Origin of the sequence: Emticicia sp., assembly GCF_043780375.1 — a bacterium.
Lineage (GTDB): Bacteria > Bacteroidota > Bacteroidia > Cytophagales > Spirosomataceae > Emticicia.
In genome coordinates this window covers 1-20002 of the sequence record NZ_JAYWCU010000114.1, presented here as the reverse complement: position 1 = coordinate 20002, position 20002 = coordinate 1, and the positions used below count along the sequence as shown (strand labels likewise).

The following is a 20002-nucleotide window of genomic DNA, read 5'->3' as shown; positions in this document are numbered from 1 at the left end:
CCCTCCCAAAGACCCGCTGGAGTTATCACTCTCTACAAAGGGCTTGACCATTTCAACAATATGTTTGAAGGATGGTCAATCCTTTACAAAGATGTGGGTACACAGTAGCAATCCCTAAGGGGGTGAAAATAGAATAGAATATTATAACAATAATCAAAATTTAAATCATTAGCTCCCCTTTAGGGCCGGGGGTATTTGGAAGCATATGCAAACAAGATACGAGAGTAGTCCGAAAGAAACGGCAGGTATGAATACCGTCGAATTACGCAATAATTTTTTGGTAGAAACTTTATTTTCTGCCAATCAAATTCATATAGTTTATTCTCATTACGACCGAATGATTTTAGGGGGAGTAATGCCAACAAACGAAACAGTCAGTTTATCAACTTATGAAGAATTAAAATCTGATTTTTTTCTTGAAAGACGAGAAATGGGCATCATCAATGTTGCAGGCGACGGAAAAATAAACGTCGATGGAAAATCTTATAATGTTAATAAGTTAGATTGTTTGTATATCGGAAAAGAAACAAAAAGTGTCAGTTTTGAAAGCCTTAATGCCGAAAACCCTGCCAAGTTTTTTATACTTTCTGCTCCAGCACATCGCACTTATCCAACAAAATTGATGACTAAAGAAGATGCTTCTCCTGCCAATATGGGGGCTGTAGAAACCGCCAATCAACGTACGATTTATAAATATATTCATTTGGATGGTATTCGCAGCTGCCAATTAGTAATGGGACTTACCGTTCTTCAAAATGGTAGTGTTTGGAACACCATGCCCGCACACACGCACGACCGCCGTATGGAAGTGTACTGCTATTTTGATGTGCAAGAAAATCATGGAGTAATGCACTTAATGGGGCAACCACAAGAAACTCGCCATTTGTGGGTGAGTAATCATCAAGCCATTATTTCGCCACCTTGGTCAGTTCACTCAGGCTGTGGCACTGCCAATTATTCATTTATCTGGGGCATGGCAGGCGAAAATCAATCTTTTGCTGACATGGACTTTGTAGCAATAAATAGCTTAAAATAAACATATTTTACAGAATAATTCAATTTTATATGAAACAACTGCTTACTTTATTTTTTCTAATTATCGTTCAGTTAGCAACGGCACAGTCCCAAAAAATTACGGGAAAAGTAACCGATGCTAAAACTGGAGAAGGCTTGCCAAGCGTATCCGTCATGCTGAAAAACACTAAAACAGGTACTACTACAAATGCAAAAGGAGAGTTTTCGATTTCGGTTTCCGATAAGAAAAACAATATACTTATTTTGAGTCTGATTGGATATATAATAAAAGATGTAGCCATTGGAAACCAAAGTAATCTTGATATTCAATTAGACGAAGATACACAAGTACTCAACGAAGTTGAAATAGTTGCAATTGGCTATGGCGATGGCATCAGTCGTCGAGATCTGACAAGCTCAGTTTCGTCGGTTGGAGCAAAACAACTCAAAGATATTCCACTGACCAATGCAGCCGAAGCACTTACTGGACGTTTAGCAGGTGTACGTGTAACAACTTCGGAAGGGGCTCCCGGTGCTGATATTCAAATCAGAATTCGTGGTGGTGGCTCAATTACACAAGACAATTCGCCCATTTATGTAGTAGATGGCATTCAAGTCGAAAATGCTCTTTCCTTCATTTCTCCACAAGATATTGAAACAATTGATGTCTTGAAAGACGCTTCCTCAACAGCAATTTATGGTGCAAGAGGAGCAAATGGTGTGGTAATTATCACTACAAAATCAGGTAAAGGTGGCAAAACAACAGTAAGCTATAATGGTTCGGCTGGCGTGCGTGAGATTTTCAAAAAATTGGATGTAATGAGCCCTTATGACTTTGTGCGTTGGCAATATGAAAGAAGCCGTGGGAGTGCTGCTGATGAAACAAGCTTTACTTCACAATATGGCACTTGGGAAAACATCAATCAATACAAAACCGTTACGCCCATTGATTGGCAAGAAGAAGTTTTTGGTCGTCAGGCAAAATACCAAAACCACAACATCATTGTCAATGGTGGAAATAACAATACGAGTTATAATTTGAGCTTAACTGCCAACAAAGAAGAAGGCATTTTGCTCCAATCGGGCTTTGACCGCTACTTGGCAACTTTCAGAATGGACCATAAAGCAAGTGATAAATTAAAAATTGGCTTCAATGTTCGCTACTCAAATCAAACTGTTAGTGGTGGTGGAACTTCGACAAGTGGCACAAAATCTACCAATCGTCTTCGTCATTCGGTGCAGTATCGCCCATTATTGATTGGCGTAAATCCAGAAGTTGATGATTTTGATGAAAACCTTTATATTTCGTCAGGAAATTTAGTAAATCCTATCTTAATGACAGAAGCTGAGTACCGAAAAATATATACTAAGACAGTAAACCTAAGTGGATATTTCAGTTATAATATTCTAAAAAACCTAACTTTCAAATCTACTGTTGGGATTGATAATAATGATGGAAAAAACAACCTATTTTCGAGCAAAATAACAGGCACAGCCCGAAATTACTCTTCGCTTCCTGTAGCTTCTATTTTCCAACAAAATGCGGTAACCATCAATAATTCAAACACTTTGCAATACACAAAGAAGTTTAATAAAATTCATGATTTTAGTATATTAGTTGGACAAGAGATTTATCAGAATATTACGAGAAATACAACCATCGAAACAAGGTACTTCCCTTCTGATATTAGTCCAGATCAAGCTTTGGCAAATATGGGTCTTGGCTCGCCACCAACTGGTGCTACGCAAGCACGACCAAGTTCAAACGAAAGTCCGCCTAACCGTTTATTCTCACTTTTTGGACGAGCAACTTATGGCTACAAAGACAAATATTTAGCCACAGCATCTTTACGTTCTGACCGTTCGTCAAAATTCAAATACTCAAACGGAGCATTGATTTTCCCTTCGGCAACGGTCGCTTGGCGTTTCTCTGAAGAAAATTTCTTGAAAGGAAACTCAATTATTAGTGATGCAAAATTAAGATTTGGCTATGGTGTGGCTGGAAATAACCGCATTGGCGACCTTCTCTACCAACAATTATATGGTGTAACTGGAGAATATGCACTAAATCATAATGTACTTCCAGGATATGCCCCTGTGGCATTGGCAAACGAAGACCTCAAATGGGAATCGAATGTATCACAAAATTTAGGTTTAGATTTATCTTTCTTGAATAACCGTTTTCAACTAACAATTGATGCTTACAAAAATAGTGGTCAAAACTTACTTTTGGCGGTGGCTATTCCGCCTACTTCGGGCTACTCTTCGCAAATCAAAAACTTAGGTTCAACAACCAATAAAGGAATTGAGGTACAATTGAATGCTTATATTTTCAGAAAAAAAGACCTTACTTGGAATACGAGCTTTAATATTTCGACAAACAAAAATACTGTAACAAGTCTTGGAACTGTAACACAACTTACTCGTAACTCTGGATGGCAAGGCTCAGACGGAACCGATGATTATTTGGTAAAAGTTGGGCAACCTGTTGGCTTAATGTATGGTTTTGTAACAGATGGTTTTTATAAAATCGAAGATTTTACTTATAATGCAGCTTCTACTACTCCCGCTGGATTTTATACTTTAAAACCTGGTATTGCAATCAATTCTGTTTATGGAATCCCTCAACCGGGAAATTTAAAATGGAAAGACCTCGACGGCGACGGATTCGTAACTGCCGACAAAGACCGTACAGTTATTGGCAATGCAAATCCAAAGTTTATGGGAGGTTTGAACAACCAAATAGCTTATAAAGACTTCGATTTGAGCATATTTTTGAACTGGGTCGTAGGAAACGACATCTATAATGCCAATAAAATCGAAATGACTGACGGAGCTTTTCCAAGTTTGAATATGCTTAAATTTATGGAAACCCGTTTCACAAATGTTAATGATGCAGGGCAAGTGGTTACAGACCCAGCGGCTTTGGCAGCACTTAATGCAAATGCTACAATTTGGTCGCCAGTACGTGTGCAACGTTATTGGTTACACTCATGGGCAATAGAAGACGGCTCATTTTTGAGAATCAATAATTTAACTTTTGGTTATTCATTGCCAAGCTCATTATTGAAAAAAGTTAAAGTTTCAAAATTAAGAGCTTTTGCTACGGTCAATAACTTGGCAACATTTACTAAATATAGCGGCTATGACCCCGAAGTAAATACTCGTCGCTCCGACCCACTTACACAAGGAGTTGATTTTGCTGGCTATCCTCGTGCTAAAACTTGGGTAATGGGTATAAATTTGACGTTTTAAAAGCTTAATTACAAAAACAAATTCAAGTAAAATGAAAAATATATTAAAAAAAATATCTCTACTGAGCGTATCCTTGACTTTTACGGTCTTGATAATAAGTGGATGTAAAAATTTTCTGGAGGTTCAACCCAAATCTCAGATAAGCATTGCAGATGCTTTCTCAAATGTTGCCAATGCAACTAACTCTATAATAGGAGTTTATGACGAACTTATGGGCGATAATGGGTATGGCATTCGTATAAATATGTATTATCCGTATGATTCTGATGAGATTATCGTTTCAGGAAATATTGATAATGGTCGCCGTGGCATTGGCCGCTACCAATTATTATTGACAAATGCCGAACTTCGTAATCCATTTTTGCAATTATATCGTGGCATCGAAAAAGCCAATTTATGCATTGAACAAATTCCAATGATGGCTCTTTACACCAGCGGAACTGATGTCGAAAAGAAAGAATTGCGTCGCCTTCATGGTGAAGCATTGACTTTGAGAGCTCAATTTCTTTTCGAATTAATACGAAATTGGGGCGATGTTCCTGCACCTTTTACTCCTGCCTATAAGCAAACAGATTTGTTTATTCCGCAAGTAAATCGTGATGAAACTTACGTAAAATTGCTCGATGATTTGAAAACTGCCACCGACCTTGTACCTTGGAGAACAGAAGCTGGAATTCGTAATGAACGCATCACAAAAGGTGCTGTGAAGGCTCTACGAGCAAAATTGGCAATGTTTAGAGGGGGCTATGCTTTGCGTAGTAATGGTAAAATGGAACGCAATGCCGATTATTTGACCTACATCAAAATTGCCCGTGATGAATGTGCGGACTTGTTAGCCAAAAGAACTGAGCATACCTTAAATCCAATTTTTGAAGATGTTTGGAGAAAATTAACCTCATTTATCTATGATCCGAATGGAGAAATCATTTTCGAAGTAGGTGCAGGTGGTTCAAACGCAACTTCTGACAGTCGCATGGGAAATTACAATGGCCCATCGGTCAATGCTGCTTCACGCTACGGCACAGGTGGTGGCGGTTTGGTGGCTTTGCCTAACTATTTTTATGCTTTCGATTCGACCGATACTCGCCGTGATGTAACTGTAACAAACTACGCTATTGCCGCAACAAACATCAAATCACTACGACGTTTGGGTGAATTGACCGACGGTAAATTCAGAAAAGATTGGAGAGTTCCTTTGTTGCCTGGCACTGCACTAAATCCTGGCTACAACTGGCCCATGATTCGTTTCTCAGATGTACTTTTGATGTTTGCCGAAGCTGATAACGAGATAAATGGTAGCCCAACTGCTGCCGCAATTTCGGCTTTTGAAGAAGTACGTAAAAGAGCATTTACAAATAAAAACTCACCAGCCATTGGTAAAACACCAACTACAAAAGATGGTTTTTTTAATGCCATTGTTGATGAGCGTTACTTAGAATTTGGTAGTGAAGGCATTCGTAAATTTGACTTAATTCGTTGGAATCTATTGAGTACTAAAATTGAAGATGCACGTACAAAAATTCAGCTAATTAGAGATTCTAAGGGAGATTATGCCAATGTGCCAAGATACATTTTTTGGAGAAATAATGGCGAAGAAATTCAATTTTTAAATTCATTTTACAAAACAACAGCTCTCACCACCGCCCCAACGGGTTGGACAAGGTTAGATTGGACGCAACACCTGACCACCAACTTGATTGATGGTGTGCAGTTACATTTGGGTATGGCAAGATTATTTGTTCCTGGCAAAAGTGAACTTTTCCCTTTCGACCAAGCAACCGTTGATGCTTATCAAGGGAAATTGAAACAAAATCCGGGATATTGATTTGATTAATAATCGCTAAAACATTACTTCTGAAATTATTACTAACCTATCTTTTAATATTTACTCAATAAAAGCCCCTTCGATTGAGGGGGCTTTTTGCAAAACAAAATTTAAGAAAATGCTATTAAAATTAGTTATTCCTCTATTGGCACTTCTCCATTCGGGGTGTCAAGCAACGAAACCAGTAATTCCTGCTTCAACAACACCGACGGTCATTTCGGTAGTTATTACAAAAGATTCGGTAGCAGAAAGAATATTGCTTTACCAACGGAACAACGGTGGTTGGTCGCAACCTGGCGGTAATGCCGTAAATTATAGCCTTACACTTGCTGAATCTCTTAAAGTTACTTTAAAGACTGATAAAACTAAGTTAGACGCTACCATTGATGATAAATCGACAACATTGGAGATAAAAACTTTGTTTTCGACCTATAAAAAGACCAATAATCCTGACTATTTAAAAGCTGCCGAAAATGGCGTAAAATACCTTCTTTCAGCACAAAATCCTGCTGGTGGTTGGGGACAATTCTACCCGGATTCAAGTAGTTATCGCAAACATATTACCTACAATGATAATGCGATGATTGACGTAATGTGGGTCTTAAAATATGCTTCAGAAGGAACTGATGACTTCGAAACAATTGATAAAACACTCATTCCACAGGCCAAGCTTTCCGTAGAAAAAGGCATTGTTTGTATATTGAAAACTCAAATTATACAAAATGGAAAACTAACTGCTTGGTGTGCCCAACACGATAGAGTTACGCTAAAACCCGCCAAAGCTCGTGCATTTGAATTAGCTTCAATTAGTGGCAGCGAAAGTGTGGGTATTTGTACATTTCTGATGAATATTCAGAATCCCTCAGCTGACATCAAAAAAGCAATCAATGCTACCGCAACTTGGCTTGAATCGGTAAAAATTATAGGCATAAAAGTGCAAGATATTGCCGACTCAAATCAACCTTCGGGCAAAGATAGAATTGTAGTTGCTGACCCAAATTCTATCCTTTGGGCAAGATTTTATGAACTCGAAACCAATAAGCCTTTTTTCACAGGACGAGATAGCATTGCAAAACCAACACTTGCCGAAATCGAAAACGAAAGACGCATTGGCTACGCCTATTATGGTACTTGGCCAGCTAAATTTCTTTCAACCGATTATCCTGCTTGGGCAGCAAAATGGGGAAAATAAATAAATTATTTGTTTTATTCAACTCATTGACTATCAATAAATTATAGCATTATTTTCATGAAAAACAATTTATTACTTATACTTTTTCTCCTAAGCAATAGCCTTTTTGCTCAGAAAATAACTGTTGCCCAAAATGGCACAGGAAATTTTAAAACCATTCAAGAAGCTATCAATAGTTTGGATACAAATTCGATGAAGCAAAGGGTTATTTTCATCAAAAATGGCGTTTATCGTGAAAAACTGATGATTACCAAATCTTTTTTGAAACTACAAGGTGAATCACAGGATGGGGTAATTATTACGATTGCCCTGCCAAGAGATGTATGGCGTTGCGAAAATCCTGACGATTTCGGGGCGGCAACTATCAATGTAAAAGGGCATGATTTAGCTTTTGAAAACCTTAGTATAATTAATAATTATGGTTACAATGCAAAAAAAGATACAACTATTGCTTGTGCCAACGAGTCGAGTGGACAACCAGGAGCTTCCTCGAAAGACCGTTATGCTCTTCCAAGAGAAAAAGGAGAAGAAATTGGTAGTAAAATCGTGCGAAAAGATGGGCATCAATTTGCTTTTCGCTCAATGCCTGGCGGTACTCGTTTGAGTTTTATTAATTGTACCTTCCGAGCAGGTGGTGGCGATACAGTTAGCCCATGGGACGTAGAGGGCGGTTTATATTATTTCAAGAATTGCACAATGGAAGGTCATGTAGATTTCTATTGTCCGAGAGGTTGGGCTTGGGCAGAAAACTGTCGTTTTATTTGTCATAATATGAATGCAGCTATTTGGCACGATGGCTCAAATTATGAATCGTCGAAAACAGTATTGAAAAACTGTACTTTCGAGGGCGATAAAGGTTATAAACTCGGTAGATTTCACCGAGAAGCACAGTTTTATTTGATTGGTTGTAAGTTTGATGAAAATATGGCGGATGCCGATATTTATCAAGCATCAACTACGCAATTAAAATGGGGTAAAAGAGTCAATTATTTTAACTGTCATCGCAAAGGCGGCGACTACACTTGGCACGCTGATAATCTTAAAATCGACCCAAAAAGTATTACGATTGACTGGACATTTGAAGGTAAATGGCAACCTGTAATGAATAGACAAAATGAATGATATGGAAACTCGATGTTTTAGAAAAGATAAGTTAAATTGCAAAGTGTATTCCCCAAACCAAAAAAATCAACCATATTTACAATGAAAACACTTAAATTAACTATCGCTGCATTTGCCTTTCTAAGCATGATTTCTTGCAGTACAAAAACATCAGAACAAAAAATGAGTATTGAAAAAAACCTTTTCGGGAAATTAGCCGATGGCCAAGAAGTTGACCTCTATACCCTCAAAAATGCCGCAGGAATGGAGGTAAATATATCAAATTACGGTGGAATTATTGTTTCGTGGACTGCCCCCGATAAAAATGGCAATTACGAAGACGTAACACTCGGTTGTGATTCACTGGCTAATTACGTAAAAGGAACGCCCTTTTTTGGAGCATTAGTAGGGCGTTATGGCAATCGTATTGCCAAAGGAAAGTTTACGCTCGACAGTACAGAATATACATTACCAATTAATAATGGACTAAATGCCCTTCACGGAGGTTTAAAGGGTTTTGACAAACAAGTTTGGGCAGCAACGCCTGTTGGCGGGGAAGAACCTTCTTTGAAATTAACTTATACTTCGAAAGATGGTGAGGAAGGTTACCCAGGCAATTTATCAGTTGAAGTTGTTTATACTTTGCAAAAAGACAATGCTTTAAAGATTGACTATACAGCCACTACCGATAAGGCTACAGTCGTGAATTTGACCAATCATACTTATTTTAATTTGAGTGGTTCGAGCGATATTCTTAACCATGAAGTAACCATTAATGCTGATAAATTTTTACCAGTTGATGCAACCTTGATTCCAACGGGTGAGCTAAAACCTGTTGCAGGAACTCCTTTTGATTTCATAACCTCGCATAAAGTTGGCGAAAGAATCAATGATACAACTGACGTACAAATCAAATTTGGGGGCGGCTATGACCATTGTTGGGTTTTTACTGATTCTACAAAAACGTTAAAATCGGCAGCAAGTGTTTATGAACCCACAAGCGGGCGTTTCATGGAAGTTTTAACAACCGAACCAGCCGTTCAGTTTTATACAGGTAATTTTTTAAATGGTTCGGTTATTGGTAAAAAAGGAGCCGTTTATGGTCGTCGCTCTGGTTTGTGCCTCGAAACACAACATTACCCAGATTCGCCAAACAAACCTTCATTTCCTAGTACAGTTTTAAAACCTGGCGAAACCTATAAAACAACAACAGTTTATAAGTTTTCTACGAAGTAAAGTGTTGATAATCAAACATTTACTATAAATAAATTTCTAACAAAACCTGTGATTTTTATGCGAAAATCACAGGTTTTTCCATTAAAAAAAATGAAAAAAGCACTTTTTCTACTCTTTATTTACTTCTCTTTTGCCTTCAATATTGCAGACGAAAAACCTCGAATTTTCTTGATTGGCGATTCAACTTGTGCTAATAAAAACCCTTACGATGCTCCCGAAACTGGTTGGGGACAAGTTTTTTCAGAACTATTTAGTGATGCAGTAGAGATTCAAAATCATGCGGTAAATGGACGAAGTACCAAGAGTTTTAGAGTGCAAGGGCTTTGGAAAAAAGTGCATGACCAATTACACAAAGGCGACTACGTTTTCATTCAATTTGGACACAATGACCAAAAAGAATCGGACTCAACTCGATATGCAGCCCCAAAAACTGATTACCGCAAAAACCTTATAAGATATATAGAAGAAGCTCAAGCCAAAGGTGCAACCCCTGTGCTACTCACGCCCGTAATGCGTAGAAAATTTGATGAAAGCGGAAAATTCATTGACCAACATGGCGAGTACCCAAGCGTTGTGCGTGAAGTTGCCAAACAATACAATGTTACATTAATTGACATTCATGCCTCAAGTCAAAAAGTAATTGAGCAACATGGTGTGGAAGGTTCTAAAAAAATGTTTTTGCAAGCCGTTGGTGGTATTTTTCCAAAGTTTCCAAAAGGCGTTGAAGATAATACGCATTTTTCGCCCTATGGGGCAAAATTAATGGCAAATTTGGTAGCCGACGGACTCGTAAGTACAGGAAATCCACTAAGAAATTTCTTAAAAAAGACCGAGTTTAATGATAAATATGCCTACGAATTGCCACTCATTTATCGCCCAATTTTCCGCAAAGATACTTTTAATATCGTACGTTATGGAGCGAAAGCTGACGGTTTGAAGGTTAATACAAAGGCAATAAATCAAGCCATCGAACTCTGTAATGCTGCTGGTGGCGGAACAGTTTTGATTCCAAAAGGGCTTTGGGTAACGGGGCCAATTGTATTAAAAAACAATGTAAATCTACACATCGAAAAAAATGCGTTACTACAGTTTAGTAAAAATTACGACGATTATCCAATCGTTCTGACGACTTGGGAAGGACAAGATTCTTACCGTTGTCAAGCACCAATTTGGGGAGTAGATTTAGAAAACATCGCTATTACAGGCGAAGGTGTACTTGATGGTGGTGGCGATTTATGGCGTGCCATCAAAAAAGATAAACAAACGGCAGGTCAATGGGCAAGTTTGGTAAAATCAGGTGGGTTTTTAGACGAGAAAAAAGTAACTTGGTTTCCTTCCGAAAAATCTATGAAAGGAAACATGATTCCGAACGCTGGAAGAATTTTGAATGGCATAAAACCAACTCAAGAAGAATTAGCTTCCTATAAAGATTTTTTACGCCCCAATATGTTGAGCCTAACTCGTTGTAAAAATATTATTATCGAAGGCATTACCTTCCAAAATTCGCCCGCATGGACAATGCATCCACTTTTGTGCGACCATATTACAGTAAAAAATGTGACGGTAAAAAATCATTGGTACGCTCAAAATAGTGATGCCATTGACTTAGAATCGTGCCGAAATGGTGTATTAGAAGGCTGTACTTTTGATACAGGTGATGATGGAATCACGATAAAATCGGGACGTGATGAGCAAGGCAGAAAACGTGGTGTTCCGACCGAAAACTTTATTATTAAAGATTGCATCGTCTATCATGCTCACGGTGGATTTGTGATTGGCTCGGAGATGTCGGGCGGTGTTAGAAATATGTATATTTCGGACTGTACTTTTATGGGTTCAGATGTAGGTTTACGCTTCAAAACGGCTCGTGGACGTGGTGGCGTAGTTGAAAATATCTACGTAAATAACATCAATATGACCGAAATTCCTGGCGAAGCGATACTTTTCGACATGTATTATGCGGCAAAAGACCCCGTTCGTGCCGATGGTGAAGCAAATGAATTGCCAACAATCAAAGCTGAACCGCTGAATGAAGGCACGCCACAATTCAACAATTTTTACATCAAAAACATTGTTTGCAAAGGTGCTGAAACCGCTATTTTAATAAGAGGTTTGCCAGAAATGTCAATCAAAAATATCAATATAGAAAATGCTATGATTGAGTCTAACAAAGGCTTGGTTTGTGTGGAAGCTGAGAATATTTCTTTGAAAAACATCACATTTTTGACTAAAGATAAAACCGTGATGCAAGTACAAAACAGCAAAAATGTAGTTTTAGATAATATTCAATATGGAACTGATAAAGATGTATTGCTAAAGGTTATGGGCGATAAATCGGCAGGAGTACGTTTGCTAAATACTGATACCAAGAACGCCAAGAAGGCGATTGAATTGGGTATTGGCGTAAAAGAGAAAGTAGTAAGATAAGAAGTATTACCCAATCTTTTGATAATACAGAAGATATGAAATGCTAAACATGACAAGTTTAATAAAAACGGCAAAAAACAATAAACTGAGTTTTTTGCCGTTTTTAGTTCAAAGGCTCTTGTGCTTTTCCTTAAATTCCAAAAACTCCTAAAAAAATACGATGATTATATCTTGACTTGTCAATACTTTCCCATATTATAACAGACAATGAAAAGATACCAAAAGACCATGAATCGTATTCTTCTCGTAGGAATATTTCTACCCTTCGTTAGCTTTGCTCAAACTCACCGTGCTTATGCCGATGAACTATTCAAAAAAGCAGATTATTACAAAGCTTTCTTTTTATACCGCAATCTTTACGGCACTGATTTAAACGAAAACCAGTTTGCTCAACGCTGCAACCAAGCAATGGTGCTTACCAAACAGTTTTTGGACCTTCGTGCTACTAAGCAATATTTTGATGCTAAAACCAAACTCCGTGAGTTGCTTGTTATCAATCCAGATGATTTTCATGCCCCTATTTTGCCCCAAATGTCTATCGAAGAAGCAACCTATTGGCAACGATTGGCATTAAAGCAAAATTCAGTTATGGAGGTAAATCTAATGCTTGATAAAGCCATTGCACTCTATCAACAAGGTCAAACCGATGGTTTGAATTATAAAGAAATTGATGACGCTATTAAACAATGTGAGGCATCAAAAATGGAAAATGGTATGACTGAAAATGTACCGAAATTATCAAGTACTTCTCCTCCGATACCAGTGGAAACAACACCCGCTCCGACTGTTGAACCAATGGCTCAACCAATAAAAGAAGAAGTAACAATATCTCCCAAAAAAGTGGAAATAATAGAAAAAACATTACCAACTGAGGTAAAAGTAGTAAAAACACGTACTCAAAATATGCTACCTCGTAGAGAAGTTGCTACGGTCGAAAATAAAGAATAAATTATAAAACATTATATTTACAAAAACAGGGGCATTATTTTTAGAATAATGCCCCTATTTTTGTAGTAAATTACTCAATTCATAAGTTTAAAATTTAAAATAATCTACCATTTTGATTGAGTAAAATATTTGAGTTCTTCATAATTGATTTTCATTTTTTTTGCCAACCTGAAGATTAATCTTTTCAACTACATTTGTCAAGACATTAAAATTACTCGACTGTTGCCGAAAATTACATTTTCACAATCTCAACTCTCCTGTTTTTCGCTTTTCCTTCTTCAGTGCCATTATCTGCAACTGGCTTTTCCTGCCCAAAGCCTTTTGATGAAAGTCTTGTTTTGTCAATGCCTTTTGCAACGAGAGCTAATACAACTGATTTGGCTCTATTCTCAGAAAGTGTTTTGTTGGATGCAGGTATTCCTGTATTATCTGTATGACCTTCGATGCTAACCTTAAGGGAAGGCTCAGATGTAAGCATAGCTGCAATTTGGTCTATGATAGTCTGCGATTCAGGTTTAATAGCCGACTTGCCAGTTTCGAAATTGATTTGAAGTGCAATAGATCCATTTTTATTGATGGCTTCCAGCATTTCATTGGCGTTGATATCTTGTTTCATACCTTCAATCTCAAGTATTATCAATTCAAAATTACCTTTTTTAGTACCGCCAAAATCACTCAGTACCACCCATACATCTTTACTAGTCGATTTCGTAAGGAAAGTGGCTACTCCGGCCTCCCTGCTATAATAAATTCTTTTACCACCAGATTTCAGAATTGCATTTTCAAAATTCTTAACGATTTGGAAAAATGAAGGGGCGGTCGCTTCTTCAAGCACGTAATTATATTGAATAGTTGTTTTTGTGCCTTCTTTAGTTTCCTTTATATCCGCACTCATTGAAATTTCCATTTCATCGAAATTGGAGGAACACTCGCCAATGACGGTATTAGGCATACGATTAAACCTGGGGTTGTCTTTGCAACCGGTAGCATCTTCTTGTGCTGATACACTAATAGAAGTGTAGACAAAAAGGAAAGGAAGAATTAGTTTTCTCATTTTGTTATGGTTTAGAAAATTATGAATTCGTTGATTTATAAATTCTATTCAAAGTGTATGTTATTTAGGATAATTATAGCATCCCACAAAACTGACTTACTGAACCGAACTTGATACGAAGTACAATTGTTCAATTAACCACCGAACCCCCCATTTTGCCAAACTGCCGTTACCTCTTTGCGTTCGGTTTGGTGTTTTGTCAAAATTTATAACTGTACCCAAGTCTAATTACTTGTGTTTCGTAATAGTCGTTACTTGTATAGTTAAAACCCTGTCCGTTGATTTTTCTTTTAATAACCATTGTGTTTAGTAAATCGGTGGCATTAAAAAATAGTTCTTTTTTGCCTTTTTGAATAGTCTTTTTTAATCCAAGGTCTAATGAAAAACGTGATTTTATTTTGCCTTGTGGAATAATGTCGGGTGCTAAATAAACGGCGGTTAATTGTGCGTCAATATTTTTAGGGAAATGAAGGGTATTGTTCAGTTTTATGTTTCCTGAAAATATTTTTTGTTTATTAGCCGAAAATGTGTGTGTTATTGGATATTTATTTTCAACTGTAAAAGCATCTATTTGATTTCGGTAAGCGTTTAGGTTGATGTTGAACGAATATAATTTAGAAATTTCTTGTGCTAAAACCATTTCTAATCCTGTGTTGTAACTTTTATTTACGTTTTGAAATGTTGCATAAATTAAGTTGGTCGGTGCAACTATGCTTGATATTCTTGTAATTGTTCCATCTGCAAATCGGTGATAAATGGCATTGTATAAACTACCGTTTCCCCAATTTGTTTTGTAACCAAGTTCTATTGAATTGGTAAATTGTGGTCGCAATGCAGGATTACCTACTTTTATAATTTCGGCATCGTCATATTTCGGAAAAATACGAATATCCACTTCATTAGGTCTGTCCACTCTTCGATTGTAGAAAACAGAAAGTTTATTATTATCGTTAATTTTATATGCCAAACGTAAATTAGGGAATGGTTGTGTATAATTATAACCATCGCTTTTATAGACGATATGATTAGGATTTACGTCATATTGAATTTTTACATACTCAACTCTTAAACCTAATTCTGCTTCCCATTTTTTATTTTCAAAAATGTAGTTTCCATAAATAGCAGGAATTAATTCTTTATAAGTTGCCCAACCACCAGCATTGACATCTAATACCGAATTTACACCAGGAATAAACAGCATGTTTGTTGGTATATTTCTGTTACGAAGTTTTATGCCTGTTTCAATTCGTCCATATTTTAATGGTTTTATGTAGTCAAAATTAAAATCATAAACTTGTTCGTCTGATAATAGTTTAAACGCATCTGTACCCGTTGAAGTTGGTAAATAATTATCATAAAAATATTTTTCATCTTCTCGGTGAAAAGTATAATTGAAACCAATATTGAGCAAATGTCCTGCTTCTTTAAATTTGTGCTGATAGTTTGCAGTTGCCATTATGGTTGTTTTTAGTTCATCTTCTAAAAACTGCCAAAGTCTTTTCCGTTGCGTAAAGTCGCCATTAAAAAAAGGTTGGTCACCACGGTCAATTATTTTTTCACTTCCAAAAAGTCCTGAAATGGTTAATGAATTTTGGTCATTAATTGCGTAGTCAATTCCAGATTTTAAGGTTGTAAAGTGTGTATTTCTGTTGCGTTTTAATTGTGAATTTATAACTTCGCCATTATCGTAATTCCGAGTTACAAATTCATTTTTGTTCAATGTTTCGGTGTATAAATAATCGCCTTGAAAAAAAACATTGACTTTGTTTTTCATATAATTGAGTGATACACTTGGGTTTATTTTTGGCGTAAAAGTATATTGAGGTCTTATATTTGGTAAATTCTCTTTTCGTACCCAAAGCGAACCTACACCAGTTGTAAAACCTACTTTTCCATTAAATCCATCTTTCATATTTTTCTTATAAATAATATTAATAATGCCTGCATTACCATTTGCATCATATTTTGCAGAAGGATTATTGATGATTTCAATTTTTTCAATGGCAGATGCAGGGATATTGTCCAAACCAGTTTGGTTTCCAAAACCTGTCAATGCCGTTTGCTTTCCATCAATCAACACCGTTACTTTATCGTTTCCACGCAATTGTACTTTGCCGTCTTGTACAGTTACACTTGGTAGATTTTGCATTGCCTGTAAAACAGAACCCCCACTTTGACTAATATTGTCTTTTAAGGAAAAAGTTTTTTTATCCATTTTCTCACTTATTTCATCTGCCTTGGCTGTTACAACAACTTCATTTAGCGATGTTGATTTTTCTTCTAACTCTATTACTTTGATGTCTAAATATTCGGTAAGGTTGCCAACAAATAAAGTATGTTTTTTGGTGGTATAGCCTATATATGAAACTTCTAAATAATAGTTCCCAGATTTTATTTTTGATAGTGAAAAACGTCCTTCTTCATTAGTAACTGTCCCACCCACAAAAGCACTATCTTTCTCTGTTTTCAAAACCACATTTACAAAAGGTAAAATTGTTTTGCTGTTTTTGTCTTTTATAATTCCAGAAACCGTAACACCTGTCTGTGCATTGGAAATTGAAAAAACAAGTAGTTGAAAAATTATGGTCAAAAATGTTTTTGTTCGCATTACTAAATCGTCTATTTATTATTGTCGACAAAGTTAAGTAAAAATCTCGATGCCCTGTTTATCGTTTGTGATGTTGTACGGTACTCTTACCGCAAACATTTGGGGAATTTGCGATGGTGAGAATTTATAGCACTAAACTCAATTTGAAAAACTAATGTTCGATTAACCACCAAACTGTCTTTAAAACACGAAACCCCGCCTTTTGGGTATGTGAGAGGTGCTGATATTGCCAGTGGTTTTCTTCATTTTGTCAATAGTTTTTTGTTGTCCGTTGCAAATTGCTCAAATGTTGTTGGTTGTTTGTTTGAAATTTTCTCAATCCAATCTGTTATTTGGGGTTCTTGTTGAAATCTCGGAAAATAATGAAGCATTATCATCACAAGTATCAGCATTGTTGGTGTTTTCTCTTTTCTTTTTGTCAAAAAGAAGCTGATAAGATTAGGTGATTTATATTTAATGTCAGTTCCTAAAATGTCACTTAAAATTCTTGCCATTTCCGAAAATGTCAACTTTTCTTTACAAGTTAATTCATACGATTTATTTATATGCTGTGATGTTTTTGTCAAAATTGTTGCCGATACTGAACCAATGTCTCGAACGTCAATCAAAGTAAATTTTGCCTTACCTGCAGGTAAATAAATCAGTTTTTTATTCACCAAATCGTCATGCAAAGTTGTAGTAAAGTTTTGCATAAAATAAGCAGGTCGTAAGAATGTGTACGGTATTTTGCTATCAACAATCAGCTTTTCAATTTTGTGGTGCGGAATAATTTTACTTTTCTCAACGCCCTGAACTGATAAGAAGACAATATGCTTTACACCTTTTTTTTTACAGGTGTCAATGATGGGTTTAAAATATTTTTCTACTTCTGAAATTTGTGGTGGTCGTAATAAAAAAAGAATATCGCATCCGTCCAAAGCGGTGTTATATGTCTTAAAATCGGTAAAGTCGAATAGTGAAAATTTTACTTTGAAATTGGCTAATTTAATTCTGTCTTCATTTGAGTTTCTAACTCCAGCATATATGTCAAGTTGATGGTCAATGTTTTGCAATGACTTTATCACTTCTGTTCCTACATTTCCTGTCGCACCAGTAATTAAGATTTTGGTCATACTATTTATGTGAAGTGTTGAAGTCTTAATACTATGAGTTGTCAGGAATTCTCTTATGGTTTTTTCAGCATTCTCTTGGGTAAGTGAGTTGCTGTTACACGAAGTTAAGGCAATACAACAATAGATCAGATAAAGTGATTATTTTATTCTATTCATTGTAAAAAATTATTATGCTTACCTCACATGAGGAGTTTCTTTACCATAACAGTTCTTGGCGTTGTAGGGAAAATCAGGGAACGTCAGCTCAACCTTGTACTAAATATAAATTGAAATACCATACTTAAGCCTTTAAACTTCTTTTGGCAAACCGCTGTTGCCTGCTGGCGTTACTCATTGAGTTTGATTGGTATCCATATTTCTTCTTCCGAATTTGGGTCGTTGTTTTTGTATTTGTCGCCCAATATTTCAAAATGCGGTCTGTCGTCCAATAAATAGTTCTTTGAAAGTGGCAACCACGTTCCAAAAATGTACTGAAATATTTTAGTGTCTGTGCTTAAACCTTTATAATCGAAAACTGCGTAAAGTCCACCTGTCAAAGTATAAGTTTTCATATCATTTGGAATGTTCTCAAAGTCTGCTACCTCAATGGCTGCCCACTTATCAAATTCTGCTTTAAGATTAGAAAAGGTAAAGTCAAATGATTGAGGGTACACTTGCATTGAAAATAATTCGGTCGTCAAGTTGCTTTTAATTTCTTTTCGTCTTAGCATAAATGATTGCCAAAGTTTTAAAGTTTGATTATCGGCTAATGACATTGTTAGTCGTTTGCCGATTAGTTTTCGTTCGGTTAAAGTTTCAATTCTTGGTTGCAAATTAATTTGTTCTGTCAATTCAATGTTTCGTCAATGGATGTAGAGTAAAGTCGGCTTTTTCAAATGTTTTGCCTTCTATAAAAAATGTCTTCGTTATGTTTGTTCAAATTTGTAGGGTGTTGCACTACACTTACGCCCAACCAATGAACATACGCAACTATAAAAAACAAATACTTAATAATCAATCACTTACAATTGCGTATTTTGTTTTGTTAGCCTACAAGCTATTCAATTTCTATACAATGTCTCAATAAAAAAAAACCTATCCAAACATTCAAAAATAAATTTATTTTTCGGTAACAGTTGGATTCATATTTTTACTTATAATGGCTAATCGCCATAAAAACCTTTCCACCATCTTCGCTTGCTGTAACCGAATAACTGAAACCGGGATTAATGGAATATGCCCCATATTCGCCCTGCTTATTGATGGCGATGAAACCTACCTGAAAATCTTTGGCTTTTGCTGGATTTATTTTTACGAGTCTTTCAATAGCAACTTTGCATGCCTCTTCAGGGCTTTTGCCCATTCGCATCATTTCTACTACCAAATGTGTTCCTGCAATACGAATTACTTCTTCGCCTTGCCCCGACGAAACAGCCGCTCCAATTTCATTATCAACAAAAAGTCCCGCTCCAATAATGGGTGAATCGCCCAAACGTCCTTTCATTTTAAAACCCATGCCGCTGGTTGTGCAAGCCCCCGAAAGATTACCAGCATTGTCCAAAGCAATAGTTCCCATTGTATCATGGTTGAAAGAGCCATCTTCCAAGAAATTAGGGGCAAAAGGCCCGTGTCCTTCTTTCTTTTGTCCTTTGATTTGCTGCTGCTCAATATTCATAACTGGCTTGTAATCAGATTTTTTGAGCCAATTTTTATAAGAATTTTCAGCATCGGTAGAGAGTTTATCAGGTTCTTTTGTAAAGCCATTTGCTAAAGCAAATTGTAATGCACCATCGCCCACCAAAAAAACGTGGGGTGTACTTTCCATTACTTTTCGAGCGACCGAAATTGGGTGTTTGATGTGTTGTAAATAAGCAACAGCTCCACAATTGGCATTTTCGTCCATAATACAGGCATCGAGCGTAACTTTTCCATCACGGTCGGGGTTTCCACCCAAGCCAACACAACAATTAATTGTATCTTCGATTGACCTCGCACCAGCTTCTACTGCATCTAATGCACGACCAGTTTTTTCTTTTAAAACTTTCCAAGCAACTGCATTTACGGGCAAACCGCTATCCCAAGTAGAAACTACAATGGGTTTTTGAGCAATATTATTTCTTGAAAATGCTTTGCCAACTGACAAAAATGGAAGGCTCAGCACCGACCAGTGTAAAAAGTTTCTTCGTGATTGCATAAGTTTGATGATTGAGTGTTGTAAAGCCTTCAGAAAAAAGTTACGGTATTTTGTAAA

General features: G+C 36.6%; 13 protein-coding genes. 8 read left to right on the top strand and 5 right to left on the bottom strand.

What is annotated here, in order from left to right:
• The first annotated feature begins 205 nt into the window (after nucleotides 1-205).
• The 8 genes from kduI to ACH2CJ_RS08300 all read left to right on the top strand — a co-directional run bounded on the left by kduI (nucleotide 206) and on the right by ACH2CJ_RS08300 (nucleotide 12998).
• Nucleotides 206-1036, top strand: a complete 831-nt coding sequence (gene kduI / locus ACH2CJ_RS08335; protein ID WP_394992017.1) for a 5-dehydro-4-deoxy-D-glucuronate isomerase — start codon at nucleotides 206-208, stop codon at nucleotides 1034-1036.
• A gap of 29 nt (nucleotides 1037-1065) precedes the next feature.
• Complete coding sequence (locus ACH2CJ_RS08330) at nucleotides 1066-4269, top strand: SusC/RagA family TonB-linked outer membrane protein (RefSeq protein WP_394992015.1); 3204 nt, start codon at nucleotides 1066-1068, stop codon at nucleotides 4267-4269.
• 31 nt (nucleotides 4270-4300) lie between these two features.
• A complete protein-coding gene (locus ACH2CJ_RS08325; protein WP_394992014.1) occupies nucleotides 4301-6094 on the top strand; it encodes a RagB/SusD family nutrient uptake outer membrane protein in 1794 nt (597 codons plus the stop codon).
• Nucleotides 6095-6212: 118 nt separating this feature from the next.
• Nucleotides 6213-7286, top strand: coding sequence for a pectate lyase (gene pelA, locus ACH2CJ_RS08320; RefSeq protein WP_394992013.1), 1074 nt, complete (start codon nucleotides 6213-6215; stop codon nucleotides 7284-7286).
• 57 nt (nucleotides 7287-7343) lie between these two features.
• Nucleotides 7344-8408 (top strand): pectinesterase family protein, encoded by a 1065-nt coding sequence (locus ACH2CJ_RS08315; protein ID WP_394992012.1) that lies wholly within the window; start codon nucleotides 7344-7346, stop codon nucleotides 8406-8408.
• Nucleotides 8409-8489: 81 nt separating this feature from the next.
• On the top strand, nucleotides 8490-9623 hold the full coding sequence (locus ACH2CJ_RS08310) for an aldose epimerase family protein (protein ID WP_394992010.1): 1134 nt from the start codon (nucleotides 8490-8492) through the stop codon (nucleotides 9621-9623).
• 90 nt (nucleotides 9624-9713) lie between these two features.
• Nucleotides 9714-12050 carry a glycosyl hydrolase family 28 protein gene (locus tag ACH2CJ_RS08305; RefSeq protein WP_394992009.1) on the top strand — a complete coding sequence of 779 codons (2337 nt, stop codon included), beginning with the start codon at nucleotides 9714-9716 and terminating at the stop codon, nucleotides 12048-12050.
• A gap of 228 nt (nucleotides 12051-12278) precedes the next feature.
• Nucleotides 12279-12998 carry a hypothetical protein gene (locus ACH2CJ_RS08300; RefSeq protein WP_394992007.1) on the top strand — a complete coding sequence of 240 codons (720 nt, stop codon included), beginning with the start codon at nucleotides 12279-12281 and terminating at the stop codon, nucleotides 12996-12998.
• A gap of 232 nt (nucleotides 12999-13230) precedes the next feature.
• On the opposite strand, the gene ACH2CJ_RS08295 is transcribed toward ACH2CJ_RS08300, so the two are convergent.
• From ACH2CJ_RS08295 to ACH2CJ_RS08275, 5 genes are all read right to left on the bottom strand, one after another.
• Nucleotides 13231-14052 (bottom strand): OmpA family protein, encoded by an 822-nt coding sequence (locus ACH2CJ_RS08295; protein ID WP_394992005.1) that lies wholly within the window; start codon nucleotides 14050-14052, stop codon nucleotides 13231-13233.
• A 199-nt stretch (nucleotides 14053-14251) separates the two neighbouring features.
• On the bottom strand, nucleotides 14252-16660 hold the full coding sequence (locus tag ACH2CJ_RS08290; RefSeq protein ID WP_394992004.1) for a TonB-dependent receptor domain-containing protein: 2409 nt from the start codon (nucleotides 16658-16660) through the stop codon (nucleotides 14252-14254).
• A 242-nt stretch (nucleotides 16661-16902) separates the two neighbouring features.
• A complete protein-coding gene (locus ACH2CJ_RS08285; protein ID WP_394992002.1) occupies nucleotides 16903-17772 on the bottom strand; it encodes an NmrA family NAD(P)-binding protein in 870 nt (289 codons plus the stop codon).
• A 326-nt stretch (nucleotides 17773-18098) separates the two neighbouring features.
• Nucleotides 18099-18602, bottom strand: coding sequence for a GyrI-like domain-containing protein (locus ACH2CJ_RS08280; protein ID WP_394992001.1), 504 nt, complete (start codon nucleotides 18600-18602; stop codon nucleotides 18099-18101).
• A gap of 299 nt (nucleotides 18603-18901) precedes the next feature.
• On the bottom strand, nucleotides 18902-19945 hold the full coding sequence (locus ACH2CJ_RS08275; protein WP_394992019.1) for an isoaspartyl peptidase/L-asparaginase family protein: 1044 nt from the start codon (nucleotides 19943-19945) through the stop codon (nucleotides 18902-18904).
• Nucleotides 19946-20002: the final 57 nt, after the last annotated feature.

What these genes read in the sequence shown, in the direction of transcription:
- kduI (WP_394992017.1), top strand. Translation starts at nt 206, where the DNA reads ATGCAAACAAGATACGAGAGTAGTCCGAAAGAAACGGCAGGTATGAAT.
- ACH2CJ_RS08330 (WP_394992015.1), top strand. Translation starts at nt 1,066, where the DNA reads ATGAAACAACTGCTTACTTTATTTTTTCTAATTATCGTTCAGTTAGCA.
- ACH2CJ_RS08325 (WP_394992014.1), top strand. Translation starts at nt 4,301, where the DNA reads ATGAAAAATATATTAAAAAAAATATCTCTACTGAGCGTATCCTTGACT.
- pelA (WP_394992013.1), top strand. Translation starts at nt 6,213, where the DNA reads ATGCTATTAAAATTAGTTATTCCTCTATTGGCACTTCTCCATTCGGGG.
- ACH2CJ_RS08315 (WP_394992012.1), top strand. Translation starts at nt 7,344, where the DNA reads ATGAAAAACAATTTATTACTTATACTTTTTCTCCTAAGCAATAGCCTT.
- ACH2CJ_RS08310 (WP_394992010.1), top strand. Translation starts at nt 8,490, where the DNA reads ATGAAAACACTTAAATTAACTATCGCTGCATTTGCCTTTCTAAGCATG.
- ACH2CJ_RS08305 (WP_394992009.1), top strand. Translation starts at nt 9,714, where the DNA reads ATGAAAAAAGCACTTTTTCTACTCTTTATTTACTTCTCTTTTGCCTTC.
- ACH2CJ_RS08300 (WP_394992007.1), top strand. Translation starts at nt 12,279, where the DNA reads ATGAATCGTATTCTTCTCGTAGGAATATTTCTACCCTTCGTTAGCTTT.
- ACH2CJ_RS08295 (WP_394992005.1), bottom strand. Translation starts at nt 14,052, where the DNA reads ATGAGAAAACTAATTCTTCCTTTCCTTTTTGTCTACACTTCTATTAGT.
- ACH2CJ_RS08290 (WP_394992004.1), bottom strand. Translation starts at nt 16,660, where the DNA reads ATGCGAACAAAAACATTTTTGACCATAATTTTTCAACTACTTGTTTTT.
- ACH2CJ_RS08285 (WP_394992002.1), bottom strand. Translation starts at nt 17,772, where the DNA reads ATGACCAAAATCTTAATTACTGGTGCGACAGGAAATGTAGGAACAGAA.
- ACH2CJ_RS08275 (WP_394992019.1), bottom strand. Translation starts at nt 19,945, where the DNA reads ATGCAATCACGAAGAAACTTTTTACACTGGTCGGTGCTGAGCCTTCCA.